At 52.7% G+C, this 11,471-nt stretch carries 17 protein-coding genes; 13 read left to right on the forward strand and 4 right to left on the reverse strand.

Translation table 11 applies throughout. The features are described 5' to 3' along the window. Window positions 1–147 precede the first annotated feature (147 nt). The gene (locus tag ACZ49R_RS03215) at window positions 148–432 is read left to right on the forward strand and encodes a hypothetical protein (protein ID WP_464733723.1); all 285 of its coding nucleotides are present in this window, start codon (window positions 148–150) and stop codon (window positions 430–432) included. On the opposite strand, the gene tcmP is transcribed toward ACZ49R_RS03215, so the two are convergent. After that, window positions 414–1,406: a three-Cys-motif partner protein TcmP gene (tcmP, locus tag ACZ49R_RS03220; protein WP_464733724.1), complete on the reverse strand. Its 993-nt coding sequence runs from the start codon at window positions 1,404–1,406 to the stop codon at window positions 414–416. The genes ACZ49R_RS03215 and tcmP overlap by 19 nt on opposite strands. Beyond that, window positions 1,384–2,097, reverse strand: a complete 714-nt coding sequence (locus ACZ49R_RS03225; protein ID WP_464733725.1) for a DUF5131 family protein — start codon at window positions 2,095–2,097, stop codon at window positions 1,384–1,386. Before ACZ49R_RS03225 ends, tcmP begins: the two co-directional genes overlap by 23 nt. A 41-nt stretch (window positions 2,098–2,138) precedes the next feature. Between ACZ49R_RS03225 and ACZ49R_RS03230 the strand changes: the two genes are divergently transcribed. The 5 genes from ACZ49R_RS03230 to ACZ49R_RS03250 all read left to right on the forward strand — a co-directional run bounded on the left by ACZ49R_RS03230 (window position 2,139) and on the right by ACZ49R_RS03250 (window position 4,587). Next, on the forward strand, window positions 2,139–2,441 hold the full coding sequence (locus tag ACZ49R_RS03230; protein ID WP_464733726.1) for a hypothetical protein: 303 nt from the start codon (window positions 2,139–2,141) through the stop codon (window positions 2,439–2,441). Window positions 2,442–2,568: 127 nt separating this feature from the next. Beyond that, the gene (locus ACZ49R_RS03235) at window positions 2,569–3,060 is read left to right on the forward strand and encodes a hypothetical protein (RefSeq protein ID WP_464733727.1); all 492 of its coding nucleotides are present in this window, start codon (window positions 2,569–2,571) and stop codon (window positions 3,058–3,060) included. Window positions 3,061–3,105: 45 nt separating this feature from the next. Beyond that, the gene (locus ACZ49R_RS03240) at window positions 3,106–3,570 is read left to right on the forward strand and encodes a hypothetical protein (protein WP_464733728.1); all 465 of its coding nucleotides are present in this window, start codon (window positions 3,106–3,108) and stop codon (window positions 3,568–3,570) included. Between the two features lie 158 nt (window positions 3,571–3,728). Then, window positions 3,729–4,040: a hypothetical protein gene (locus ACZ49R_RS03245; RefSeq protein WP_464733729.1), complete on the forward strand. Its 312-nt coding sequence runs from the start codon at window positions 3,729–3,731 to the stop codon at window positions 4,038–4,040. Window positions 4,041–4,143: 103 nt separating this feature from the next. After that, window positions 4,144–4,587 (forward strand): hypothetical protein, encoded by a 444-nt coding sequence (locus tag ACZ49R_RS03250; RefSeq protein WP_464733730.1) that lies wholly within the window; start codon window positions 4,144–4,146, stop codon window positions 4,585–4,587. 9 nt (window positions 4,588–4,596) lie between these two features. On the opposite strand, the gene ACZ49R_RS03255 is transcribed toward ACZ49R_RS03250, so the two are convergent. After that, entirely contained in the window at window positions 4,597–5,091 is a 495-nt protein-coding gene (locus tag ACZ49R_RS03255) for a hypothetical protein (RefSeq protein ID WP_464733731.1), read from the reverse strand. Window positions 5,092–5,153: 62 nt separating this feature from the next. Between ACZ49R_RS03255 and ACZ49R_RS03260 the strand changes: the two genes are divergently transcribed. The 7 genes from ACZ49R_RS03260 (at window position 5,154) to ACZ49R_RS03290 (ending at window position 10,292) form a co-directional block, all read left to right on the forward strand. Beyond that, on the forward strand, window positions 5,154–5,375 hold the full coding sequence (locus ACZ49R_RS03260; protein ID WP_464733732.1) for a hypothetical protein: 222 nt from the start codon (window positions 5,154–5,156) through the stop codon (window positions 5,373–5,375). A 164-nt stretch (window positions 5,376–5,539) separates the two neighbouring features. Next, complete coding sequence (locus ACZ49R_RS03265) at window positions 5,540–5,920, forward strand: hypothetical protein (RefSeq protein WP_464733733.1); 381 nt, start codon at window positions 5,540–5,542, stop codon at window positions 5,918–5,920. A gap of 34 nt (window positions 5,921–5,954) precedes the next feature. Continuing rightward, window positions 5,955–6,449, forward strand: coding sequence for a hypothetical protein (locus tag ACZ49R_RS03270; RefSeq protein ID WP_464733734.1), 495 nt, complete (start codon window positions 5,955–5,957; stop codon window positions 6,447–6,449). A 34-nt stretch (window positions 6,450–6,483) separates the two neighbouring features. Next, the gene (locus ACZ49R_RS03275) at window positions 6,484–7,152 is read left to right on the forward strand and encodes a hypothetical protein (protein ID WP_464733735.1); all 669 of its coding nucleotides are present in this window, start codon (window positions 6,484–6,486) and stop codon (window positions 7,150–7,152) included. A gap of 59 nt (window positions 7,153–7,211) precedes the next feature. Then, window positions 7,212–7,625: a hypothetical protein gene (locus ACZ49R_RS03280; protein ID WP_464733736.1), complete on the forward strand. Its 414-nt coding sequence runs from the start codon at window positions 7,212–7,214 to the stop codon at window positions 7,623–7,625. 197 nt (window positions 7,626–7,822) lie between these two features. Beyond that, a complete protein-coding gene (locus ACZ49R_RS03285) occupies window positions 7,823–8,989 on the forward strand; it encodes a transposase family protein (RefSeq protein WP_464733737.1) in 1,167 nt (388 codons plus the stop codon). 46 nt (window positions 8,990–9,035) lie between these two features. Then, a complete protein-coding gene (locus ACZ49R_RS03290; RefSeq protein WP_464733738.1) occupies window positions 9,036–10,292 on the forward strand; it encodes a zinc ribbon domain-containing protein in 1,257 nt (418 codons plus the stop codon). Window positions 10,293–10,611: 319 nt separating this feature from the next. Here the strand turns inward: ACZ49R_RS03290 and rpiA are convergent, their stop codons facing one another. After that, on the reverse strand, window positions 10,612–11,283 hold the full coding sequence (gene rpiA / locus ACZ49R_RS03295) for a ribose 5-phosphate isomerase A (protein ID WP_011762942.1): 672 nt from the start codon (window positions 11,281–11,283) through the stop codon (window positions 10,612–10,614). Between the last annotated feature and the right edge of the window lie 188 nt (window positions 11,284–11,471).

Raw genomic sequence — 11,471 nt, forward strand, 5'->3', positions numbered from 1 at the left:
GGCGTTGTTGGATAGGGGCTTCACGATTCTGTTTGCCGACGGCGAGGAGGCAGGGGCCGCATTGTGACTGCGTCGTTGTCCTTAGAAGAGACAACTATGTGGAGATTTACTCAGTTGAGCTCAAAAGAATAGCTGTCGGTGAGAAATATGTGGATAAAGATTATTTCCATATCAACGGTAATGGCGACTAATTGGATCGCAAATAATGCTGACGGCGGCGGAGACGCGCGCCAAAGCGGTAGCCAGCACAGCCACGGCGAGGTGGCGCGAGTAATGTTGCAGGCGGCGTCTGCATCTTTCCACCATGTAAACCAGGGCGGCGGCGGTTGGGAGGGCGATAAAGAGGAGAGACGCATGTCTTGCCGCTGTGTGCTGTTTTTATATGTCGCGCCGTTGGCTCCTCCAGGTGGTTGTCACATAGTGTCTAGGTAGTGGAGTAGTGGGCCTGCCCAGTTGTCGAGTCTGGTCTGGAGGCCGTCTAGTATCTTTTTTGCGATTTCTACGTCTTGGGGGCGGTGTTTTTCTATTCTGTTTTTGAGGTCTTTCCAGACGTCTGCGTAATCGCCTTCCCGGGTGAGGAGGATCATGTCGTAGCGCCACCCGATATCTGGGTCGTCTATCTCTATGCTTTCTACATAGGGCTTGGCGTTGCGGATGTCGCTGTAGAGGCGCTTGAGCTTCTCCTTGTATAAGTCGAGGAGCTCCTCTGCGTTGCGTCTCCTCCACTCCTCTCCTCCGAAGAATTTGGTGAGGGAGTCCTCTCTCTCGCCTCCGATGGTTCTGTTTATGGACGAGGTGTTGAAGAGGATGAGGAGGTCGCATTGGCCGCCTGTGGCCTCTACTATGGTCTGGATGGTAGAGAAGTGGATATCTAACCCATCTGGGTCTATGAAGACGAGGTAGTGGCTACCGCTTTCGTTTTTGAATATCGTTTTTGCCACCTCGTTTGCGTCTTTTATGAAGATCTTGTGGGGCTTGCCGGCTGCCGTCTTGTCTGTGTAATCGTAGAGCGTCGTCCCCCTTCGCATTTCGAAGTAGGCATTCATCACCGTATCTAGGATCGCGGCAAAGGTCTTGTCCTTCTCTACTAGGTACATCTTTGTGAATGGTCTGTAGGCGAAGTGTGCCGCGATGAGGGGGCTTCCAAGGAATATGTTTGGGGGGTTGCCTTCGAGGTAGTTTAGGCCGGGTCCCGCGAATAGGTCTACGTAGTAGAATTTTCGGTAGTATTTTGGTATTATCTTTGTGTAGACGACGACCCAGTGGGCTAGTGTTATGAGTTTGAGCGGGGTCCACCTCTGGGCTTTGCGCATCTGGCTAGTCTTGATGTTTAGCTTCCGCGCGAGCTGTGGGGCTAGGCCGCGTAGTTCCGCTATCTTTCTTTCAAGCCACTGACGTCCACTCATACCACGCTCTCCTGATGGTCTTCTCGACCACGGGGGCGTGGCGCCTGAGTCTCTGGAGGAGGGCTCTCGTCTTTTCGAGTGGGGGCTCTGGGAGGTTGTTACCATAGTTGTCGTATCCCACGTACACCATGATGGGCTTGATTTCGGCTATCCAACTGGCAAATTCGTCGAGGTCGAAGTCGAGGACGGGCTCTACGCTTACGAACTTGTGCGGCCAGGGTAGCTCCCTCATTGCCCTGTAGCGCACAGAGGGCGGCGGCGCCTTGCTCACTTTGCGTGCTATGTCGTCTCTATTCGTCTCTATCGTGGCGCCAAGTATAACGTTGTCCGGCATCGCGTCAAGGAACTCGAAGTAGCGCGCGGGGTTCTTCGTGAGGAACAAGAACGTTGTATCTGGGAACTTGGCTATGTGGTTTAGGACGGCGGCGATCCACTCCCTGGGTACCCAACCGCCGAAGAGGTCGCCCATGTCCGACACGAAGACCAGCCCGCCGCCGAACCTCCTCCTCAACTCGTGGGGGTGGAACGCCGGCTTGAAGCCAACGGCGGCGTACTTCTTTGTGTTTCTAAGGCGGGTCTCCGCAAGCCGCCGCACCCAGCAGTAGACACAGTCGTGGAGACACCCCGTCACGGGATTCCACGTCTCAGTAACCACCGAGAACATTCTGTCCATATACACACACTCGCCCACGCCGAAAAGCTAGGTTTTCTCTTCCAACGTCTACGAATCGTATGAACCCAAAACCCGCAGTAATAGAGTCGCCAGACTGTGTATCAGTACGCGAGTGCAATGCGCGTATGAGAGTTATATTTAGTCTTGAAAATGACAATCTCAAAATCGCGAAGATTCTCCGCGCGGTGAGGCGGAACAGAGGAGAGCCACCAGAACGTGCGATTGTGTTACCCCATCAAATTGCGATAGAGTTCTATGTGAGTAACCGCGGTGTCGCCTATGTCAACTTTTTGTATTTACCTCCCGAGTTAAAGGGAAAGGAGTCCGAATTGAGACGGAAGATCATAGAACTACTCTACTAATTTTTTCTTCCCCATCTTTCTGGCGAGTGGGAAAGAGGGGGCTTTTCTAAACGGGATGCCATTTATCGAAGGCGCCTAGGGCGATTCCGTCTCTCCCTCGCTTTTCCCTCGGAACGGCGGAACGCACATGAGCGAAAGGGCAATCAAGGTCAACATGTTAGGCGACTTGAAGTTTACCCTGTCACTTGTGTCGGCAGAACCATGTTGGAACCGCGGCGAAGTACGGCCTATAACGGAGCGGACGCCGTGGCGGTGTGTATTGCCTGAAGAAATCAAGCGGAACTATGAGGATATACACGGGGTGCTTGTGCCCCTATCGCGTATCGTCTACTTGAGACTCTTCAAGACGGTGACGAAGTTGAAGACGTTCATGTTTCACACGGCAATTGAAGTCGTCGGGTTCGAGTACGCAACGAAGACCACCCTCGTATACCAATTCAACACGACTAGAGACGTCGTCGTAAGCGTGATCAGAGACGTTGCTAAGCACTGTGCGCCCGACCGAGTCTATCTGGGCGACAAAATAACGGTCTCCACAACTTGTGGCTACTTTGAATATGATCTTCAAGGGACGCGGCTTAAGGCGCCCGGCCTCTTGGGCTTTTCAATCTCGAAATAATCTCCTTTTTCCCCTCACTTTTCTTTCCTGACACGCATTGTGGCCATGAACGTAAATGAAAAAGTAGGAAAGGCGTGGATATATTGGTATGCTAGACGGAGCCCCGGCCAGTATTTGCCGTTTGAAGATGAGTTAAAAAGAGTGGCTACTGAGTTAGGGATCGAATTGGTTGAGAATGATCTAAAGGATTTCGGTAAAGTCGATATTTTTGGATCAACATTACTCATTCCGTTTGTTTCGACCATCCCGCCAGAAATACTACAAAAATTCCATATATTCCTCAATGTATTGAAAGAAGCATTTCCCGATGCTGACAGAGACTTCCCACGTGACACACTGGAGCGTCTGTTGCCGAAAGAATGGGAGAAGAGGTATAGTCAATTTTTGCTACACTTGATACAACAATACGGATCTATTGAAAAAGTGGAATATAATGAACGGGTATCTGAATTCGTTGTTCACTACTCGATTAACAACGAAAAAGGCACCCTCTTCATAGACTGTAAATAACCCCTTTTTTCTCGCTTTTCTTTCTGGTTGTCGTCGTCGACGTCGGAGACTTCACCATCACAAACGCTATACAAACTCTACATACACAACAACAGGAAAGCTACATCGTTGTAGTCCCTCTTCAACACTAGCTTTTTTCCCATCTTTTTCGACCTTCCATGAGCCTAGTGGCGGTCGTGGGCGTCGCGTTGATGCTAATCGGCGCGGTGTTGTCGGTCGGTTTCAGCATTCATTTGTGGGCCTACTTTGGGTACAAACCGGGCGAGCTCTTGATCGTCGTTCTCACCGTCTATGTTGTTATAGGCGGCATCGTCAGATTCTCAGATTTCGTAGCGTTTGTCGCAATTATGGTTACCAATCTTCTTGGGCTTGCAATCGTTTTAGGGACGCCATATCCATATATATGGATGATAATGATCGGCATACTTCTGTTCATGATTGGCCGTAATATGTTGCGTCCATACTTCTGATTAGTTACAACATAGAAATCCATTTTTTGAAACTTGTTGAAACCTTTCCCCCAACCGAGATGCGCCTTTCTCCACCCTTTTTCTTGCACATGTCCTCCGATACATGGGCCGGGGGAGCGTCCTCTACCACGTCCTCTCGTTTGCTGAATCTCAGGGCGGTTGCATCTTCACGCATGAAGTTGTGGGAATTTCCTCGCGGTCGTGGGCAGAGAGGTACTTGCGGCAATACTTCGAGGTACACAAGTTGGAGCCACATGTGGCGGTCTACTGTCTCCCCGGCGCCGACTGGAAGCGACACCCGCTGATCAGCGCTGTGGATCAAGTCGTAAAGGAGAACTGCGGCCGTTGGATGACGCTAGAAGAGGTATGGGACGCGGCGTGGGCCAAATTGCGGCGGAGACCGTCCACCAAGCCGAAGCACTATCTCCTCTACGTCATTTTGAAGGCCCTCGGCGCGATAGACGAGAGAGAGGACTGTATCGTGGTGGACGGCGATACGGTCTGTTTCGCAAAGAAGAAAAAGGGGAAGTACAGGATAAGGTGTTAAAAAAGGGGGTTATTGGACAACCTCAAGCTCCTCAAGTTTTTTGACGTCTACCGCCTTCAAGAGGTAATAGTATCTCGGCGGCAGAATGACGATGTGTCTCGGCCCAAAGTGCCCCGAGAGGGCGCTAGACTCGGAAAATACAAGCGCAACAAACGCCGGTGTGCGGTAGAGCTTGACCGTATAGCCGTACTTCAGAAAACCCCTCTCATACTTCTCGTCAGAGGCGACAATTTCCTCTTCAATTTCGCTTTTTCCAAGCGGCGGCGGTATGTCGAACATGTTGGGGCACCCGAAGGCGTCGATGAGACAGGGGTACTGGCGTATGCGGTAGTCTGGCACGACTACGGCATGCCAATACTCGCGGCGGGCACCGACTGTATAGCCGCCTACGCTAAGTAACACAGAATACTCATGTGGCCGTGGCAAGTGAATATAGAACTGTGGACGAGCAACAGGTGAGTCACACTCCGTACACATTTTCACTAGACTTACCAAGTGTCTCATGTCCCAAAGCGAATTCAGATCTAAAAAACATTCCCATATATGTCGGTAAAGAGTTGTCCGGCATGCCGTATGCCCTTTACAAACATAGAAACTTAGCCGGCGCCCCTCCGCTTCACCTGCCTGACGTCGTCGCTGTAAGGCAGGTGAATCGAGGGAGTAGAAATAGAGAGCTCTGGCTTTTCACACCAGAAGGAAAGGAGCCTATGAACGACAAGAAAGAGAAAGAGAAACTGTACATAATTAGAGAAGACGGCGTGATTGTCGCCGAGCTCCGCCCAATTTAACATCCCCATTTTTTCTTCCACCAAGTCTTCTTGCGAAACATCCGCCAGACCCTAGCAACGCCCCCAGATTTTGTCATCTGTGTCAGCCGCCTACGCGGCCGGCTTGATCTAACCCCCTTCGCCATTCAGACCTCTCTCATTTCGCCCTCTGGGTCTGTGGAGACATGTGGTGGGTTAAGACGGCGGCGTATGCCCTCGCCGCGTCGGCCGCTCTCGACGTTTTGACTACGGTAATTGGGTTGACCATGGGCTTTGTCGAGTTGAACCCGCTATTTGCCGGCGCGCCGTGGCTTGCCATTGTGCTTAACGCCGCCGCCGTTGCCGCCTTGCTCTACCTCGTGGAGAGGCGTGGGCACTATCTACAACGCCATTCGCGCCATTTCGTCGCGGCCATGTCGATCGCCGCTTCGGCGCGCGCCCTCGCCGCCGTCAACAACGTGCTCCACCTCCTCGGCGCCATAGACACGCCGCTGTTGACGCCACAAGCCGCATTTCTATTCGCAATCCCCATCGCCGCCATCACTATCGATGTTGTGAGGAGGTAGCTCCACCCTTTTTTCCCAACTCCCGATCTCGACTATGGGCGGAATTGACGAACTTCCTCTACACGGGAGGGAGCTCAAGAAGTTTATGAGGGAGCTCAGGAAGCGCGGCGAGGCGTTGGTGTTGGATGGAGACGCGGTACGGCGGCTCCCGCTCGCGGCCATCCGCCGCCTCATGCGCTACGGTAAAGACGTCGTAAAACTGACGCCGGAGGCGGAGGTCGTTTTGCGCAACAAGATCCAACTGTGCAGAAAGGTGGTCGCCCACGAGCGGGAGACCATGAGACAGTACACAGAGACGCTGTTCGCCGTGAAGGCGCTTGATAACGTAAGGGTGTCGGTGGAGAAGGACGTAAAGGGCGCCGCGCCGGAGACTCTCTACTACACCATCGTAGTCAAGCCACAGAGGTGGCTCTCAAAAGAGGAGTTCCTGTCGCTCAACAGACAACTCGCCGCCCTCGGCCTCCGGTACGAGGACGGGGCGTGGCGCACCACCTTCACTATACGGGCGTACCGCCTACACGATTGCTAAAACACATTTTTCTCCCCAGAAAACCCCAGAGGACATGAACCAAACTCCAATAATAATATACACAAACCACCAATCTACAATTCAGATCTTGAAATCGGTTATCCCCAACGCTGAAGTTGTAATTCCTAACAGAAGTGTGAGCCCGGTAGAGGAGATCTCCTCAAGGTATCAACCAGGCGTCGCGGTGATAGGGGTCATGCCCCTCGACGCGGCGGTTGAGTTACACTATAGGGGGTATAAAATATTCTTGACAAGGCTTGACGGTAGTGTGATAGAGCGATTGACCAACAAGCCGTACGATCCAAAGATTGACTATCCTCAAGAGGTAGTGAAAGAAGCGTTGGTAATTCAGAAGATTGTTAAAGCTGAAATCAGATACATGAGTCTCGACGAATTTCTTAACGAGATAAACGGCAAAACCGTTGTTGTATTTAATGATGACATGAGAAAGGCGTTACAAATCTTGGCGCGTGAACGCGGAATAGAGGCACGTTTTATAAAGGAGGGTCAGGGAGATACAAGAGTAGGTCTCCCGCCTACGATGGCAAAAGGTGAGGGATATCAAATTTCGTTCCCCTCCACCGCCGGTAGGCTCACGGCCAACGAAATGGCCGAAATGATCAAGTACAATAAAGCTAGGATATATTGGGTTTCGATTGACTCCGAGATTATTCCGCTTGACTCACTTCCACAACACCTATAACCCCTTTTTCCCCTCCACTTCATCTCTCTCGCCTTTCTTCTTCTGAAACGTGTGGAGATATGAACCAATTGAGAACAATAACGTATGTAACAGTTGCACTAATACTTGCCGACGCCGCCACGACCGCCATCGGGCTAGCCATGGGTGCCGTCGAGTTGAATCCGTTGTTTACTAGTAGTCCATGGGCCGCCGTAGTAGCAAATGTCGCGGTAGCGTTGTCGATAATTGTTGTAATGGCCAAATGGGGCCTTAGGTTGGAGAGGGCCGGACTCGCCGACCATGTCATGGCGGTGTTGGCTATAGTCGCCACTATTAAGGCAGTTGCAACACTGAACAACTTGATCGTCTTAGTTGGGGTTAGAGAATGGGTGTTTTCGATACCGCTTACGACCATGTACGTCATAATGGCAATTGGTGTCGTGGGCATCGCCACGCTAACAATAGACGCCGTGAGGAGGGTAAGAGTAAAATAACCCCCTTTTTTCCGCAACCGGTTCTCTCCGCTACCGTCGCTATGCTCTCGAACCCCTGGCGACCGCACCTCCCGCCGTCCTGCATACCACTTTCTATTCCTTCGACTCACCTGCCTGACGTCGTCGCTGTCAGGCAGGTTAGTCGAAAGAGTTGAAAGAATGTTTCAAAACTTTTCTCTCCCATGCCAAGCATGCACATGAACCAAGTATACAGAGTGTTGAAGATCAGAATCCCATGGCGTCTCGTCGAGGAGCGGCCGGACGTCCTCGACCTCGCGGCGCGTATGCGCCTCGCGGCGGAGGAATTTGCAAGGAAGCTGTCGAAGAAGATTGTGGGAAAGGAGAGGGTTGGGCTCGCGCCGGAGGAACTTGACCGCCTCCTCACTCCCGAGAGACGGGAGCTAGCCCTCAAGATGGCCGAGGAGGTTCTCGCCAAGTACGGACTCGCCGACTGCGGGCTGTTTCTGCGCTACGCGCCGTCTTTCAAAGCGTTTCCGCTCGGCGTGGGGGAGAAAGGCCCGGTCGTCGTTGATCTAGAGGGCGGAACCGTAGAGATACGCTGGCCGGGGTCGCAACCGTTTGTTATTAAGTTGAAGAGAAGCAAGGCGAAGTGGATCAAAAAGCAGTTGGAGAGGGGCGAGCTCAAGTTCGCGTTCCTTGGCATAGAGAGGCGGAGGGACGAAGAGGGGCCGACTTACGGAGGTCTCTACGTAGGGCTCGTGCTCGCTTGCGAAGTCCAACGGGTGGAGCCCAGAGCGCTTGTGGTCGTGAACAACCTCGGCCACTATGTAAAGGTCGGCCTCGTGGCCGACGGGAGGGCCGTGGAGACGCAGAAGCTCCCCAAGGAGGTGCGGAGGTTGAGCCAGAAGTTGGAGAGGATAAGCGCCGACATAAAGCGGTTAGAGGAGGCCCTCTCCCGCGTGGACGAGGACGAGAACCCCCACAGAGCGGAGAAGCTCCAGAAGGGGCTGTCAAGTCTTGAGAGAGGCCGGGACAAATTGATTCATAAGATCGTAGGGGACGTTACCTACAGGATCGTGAAGTTGGCGAGGGAGCGCCGGGCCGCGGTTGTGGTGAACGTAGAGGAGGACATAGTTAGCCCGAGGAACCTCGCGGAGAGGTTGCTGTTCGAAGGTCTCAGGGGGTTGAGGGCGAGGCTGAGGAGGCTGGCGCAACTACACGGACTGCCGTATCTAGAGGAGCGCTTGCCTTCGACCCTCTGCCCCATATGCGGCGCGGGGATGGAGGAGGTGGGGCGCGCCATGCGCTGTCCCGCCTGCGGCTTTGCGGCAGACAGAGACGACATACCCACGGCGTGGGCCGAAAAACGCTACTGGGAGATCCTCCAGAAGGCAAAACAATAGTTTTTCCCTCTTACACTAGCTTTTCTTCTCCACACCCTTTACGCATATGAACCAAGCATACAGAGTACTAAAGATCAAAATCCCCTGGAAACTAGTGGAGGAGCGACCAGACGTCCTTGACCTAGTGACGAGGATGCACTTGGCCGTTGAGGAGTACGCCAAAACATTGCTCAAAGAAATCACGGGACAAGAGGAGCTCAAGCTGACTACGGAGGAACTAGACCGCTTGCTTACTCCCGACAAGCGGGAATTTGCGCATCGAATAATTGAGGAGGTGTTTCCCAAGTACGGGTTGGGGAGGTACTTCGTAAAACAAGCCAGGGTGTTTTGGCGCGACGTGGTGTTCTGCCGGGCGGTTCCGCTCAACGCCCAACTGAGGGCCGAAAACGAGAAAGACGCGAGTAACGCCGTCTTTGTCGACTTAAAGAGCGGTGTCGTCAGAGTAAGAAAACTCGGCATACTGCCTTTTGCCGTCGAGTTGGAGAAGAGCGACGTCGCTTGGATAAGAGAGAGACTACAGGAGGGAGCCAAGTTGAAGTTGGCATTCCTTGGCATAGAGAAGCGGAGGGGTAAGAAGGAGCCGACCTACGGCAGACTTTACATAGCGCTTGTCTTCGCCCGCGAAGCGACGCCGGTGAAGCCCAAGGCGCTTGTCGTTGTCGACGTGAACCGCCTTGACCACGGCATAATGATGGGCGTTGTAAAAGACGGCAAGATTGTCAAGCGGAAGAGGCTTCCCGATGAGGGCGCGGTCAAAAAGTTGTGGAGGCTTCACGAGGAGATAAGCCGCCTTGACGAACGAGCCGCGAGGGAGGCGGATCCCGTCAGAAGGAGATCGCTTGAGGACAGAGCCCGCTACCTCAAGTCCAGGCGGTATAGGAAGATAAGAGGCATCGTTGAGAACGTCGTGGGCAAAATTATCGAATTGGCAAGGGAGCACCAAGCCGCAATCGTGGTGGACACGATAGAGGAGGAGAGCTACCGGGAGCTGAAGGAAGGGGACTGGAGTGGAGAGAAGAAACACTTCCTAGACGGGCTTGGCCAACTGAGGAGGCGCCTACAACACTTGGCACAGTGGTATGGACTGCCGTATTTGGAGGAGCGGCTGTATTCGACCATCTGCCCCCGTTGTGGTGCGAAAATGGAGGAGCTGAATAACAGGCGTGTGCAATGCCCCTCATGCGGCTTTAACGACAACAGAGACAACGTGCCACTGATATGGGCAAAGAGAAGGTACTGGGAAATCCTCCAGAAACAACCCGCTTTTTCCACTCCGGCGACCATCACACTTTTAACCTCGTAAGTTTTCCTCTCACATGAACCACATCCCCGGCCCTGGGGCCCGGCGACCAAGGGGGCACAGCCAGCCCCCAACGACCCGGGCCCTCTCGCCCGCGGCCGCCGAAAGGCGTCTCCGCGGGCGGGCCCGCGCCCTCCCGGAGAGGGCCGGGAGCCGCAAAGGGGGGCCATCTACACGGAGACTATGTACTTATAGATAGGAGAGAGCTGAAGTGTACAGACGGACACATATCTGTGAGATTTTATGCTACGCATTATGCAACACTAACAGTAAATGAAACATCGCCCTATATCTATGTTTATTACGAGATATCCATCAATAACTAAAATGTATATACAGAGCTGTTTTCTCTAGCTACTATGACAATAGCATCACGTCTCTTTGAAAAAATTCCCGTCTCTACAACACCGGGGATTAGCTTTAGCTCGTCTTCTAACGAGGGTTGTATTGGTGCTGACGGCTCCCAATCGATAATATAATTGCCATTATCTGTTACCACAGGCCCTAGCTTTCCGCCGTCTTGTCTAAGTTTAGCTACGCCGCCATACCTATCTTTAATAGCCTTTGCCACATGTCGCCATGCCCAAGGCACCACTTCTATAGGTATGGGGTTTCTCGTGGGGATATACTGGACAACTTTATATTCCTCAACTAACACAACAAACCGCCTGGCTAAATAGTCAACTATCTTTTCTCTTAACAAAGCGCCGCCTCTGCCCTTTAGCAACACTTTATCTCGCGTCGCCTCATCTGCCCCATCTACTGCAATGTCGATTGTCTCCACAGCCCACAGAGGCCTCAGCCTATCGCCCAACCCCACCTCTATGGCTAACAACTCACTGTCAATAGACGTAGCTACAAGGACGACGTCGCGAGGGCCAAACTCCGCTAGGGCTTTAACAAACTCTCGCGCAGTTGTACCAGAGCCGAGTCCCACAGTCATACCGCTTTCTATATATTTCACAGCCTCTCTAGCAAGTATAGTTTTCAACACATTAGAGACAGATTTTTTATCTTTTAAACAAATCAAGACTGTATGGCCGCTTCCCCGCCTTAAATAGTAGAGTTTTTCCCTCGCTTGCATCCTTGCCGATAGTCTACCCATGAGCCATCGGGTACGTCCCCGTGATATGGGCAGAGAAGAGATACCGGGAGCTACTCCAGAAGACAGACAACCCGCTT

The sequence above is a fragment of the Pyrobaculum organotrophum genome (genome assembly GCF_055384425.1).

Bases quoted from the DNA above. Each gene is read 5' to 3' on its own strand.
- ACZ49R_RS03290 (WP_464733738.1), top strand. From the start codon at position 9,036: ATGAACCAAGCATACAGAGTACTAAAGATCAAAATCCCCTGGAAACTA.
- ACZ49R_RS03240 (WP_464733728.1), top strand. From the start codon at position 3,106: ATGAACGTAAATGAAAAAGTAGGAAAGGCGTGGATATATTGGTATGCT.
- ACZ49R_RS03215 (WP_464733723.1), top strand. From the start codon at position 148: ATGTGGATAAAGATTATTTCCATATCAACGGTAATGGCGACTAATTGG.
- ACZ49R_RS03230 (WP_464733726.1), top strand. From the start codon at position 2,139: ATGAACCCAAAACCCGCAGTAATAGAGTCGCCAGACTGTGTATCAGTA.
- ACZ49R_RS03255 (WP_464733731.1), bottom strand. From the start codon at position 5,091: ATGAGACACTTGGTAAGTCTAGTGAAAATGTGTACGGAGTGTGACTCA.
- ACZ49R_RS03280 (WP_464733736.1), top strand. From the start codon at position 7,212: ATGAACCAATTGAGAACAATAACGTATGTAACAGTTGCACTAATACTT.
- ACZ49R_RS03260 (WP_464733732.1), top strand. From the start codon at position 5,154: ATGCCGTATGCCCTTTACAAACATAGAAACTTAGCCGGCGCCCCTCCG.
- ACZ49R_RS03285 (WP_464733737.1), top strand. From the start codon at position 7,823: ATGAACCAAGTATACAGAGTGTTGAAGATCAGAATCCCATGGCGTCTC.
- ACZ49R_RS03235 (WP_464733727.1), top strand. From the start codon at position 2,569: ATGAGCGAAAGGGCAATCAAGGTCAACATGTTAGGCGACTTGAAGTTT.
- ACZ49R_RS03245 (WP_464733729.1), top strand. From the start codon at position 3,729: ATGAGCCTAGTGGCGGTCGTGGGCGTCGCGTTGATGCTAATCGGCGCG.
- ACZ49R_RS03275 (WP_464733735.1), top strand. From the start codon at position 6,484: ATGAACCAAACTCCAATAATAATATACACAAACCACCAATCTACAATT.
- ACZ49R_RS03265 (WP_464733733.1), top strand. From the start codon at position 5,540: ATGTGGTGGGTTAAGACGGCGGCGTATGCCCTCGCCGCGTCGGCCGCT.
- ACZ49R_RS03270 (WP_464733734.1), top strand. From the start codon at position 5,955: ATGGGCGGAATTGACGAACTTCCTCTACACGGGAGGGAGCTCAAGAAG.
- tcmP (WP_464733724.1), bottom strand. From the start codon at position 1,406: ATGAGTGGACGTCAGTGGCTTGAAAGAAAGATAGCGGAACTACGCGGC.
- ACZ49R_RS03250 (WP_464733730.1), top strand. From the start codon at position 4,144: ATGGGCCGGGGGAGCGTCCTCTACCACGTCCTCTCGTTTGCTGAATCT.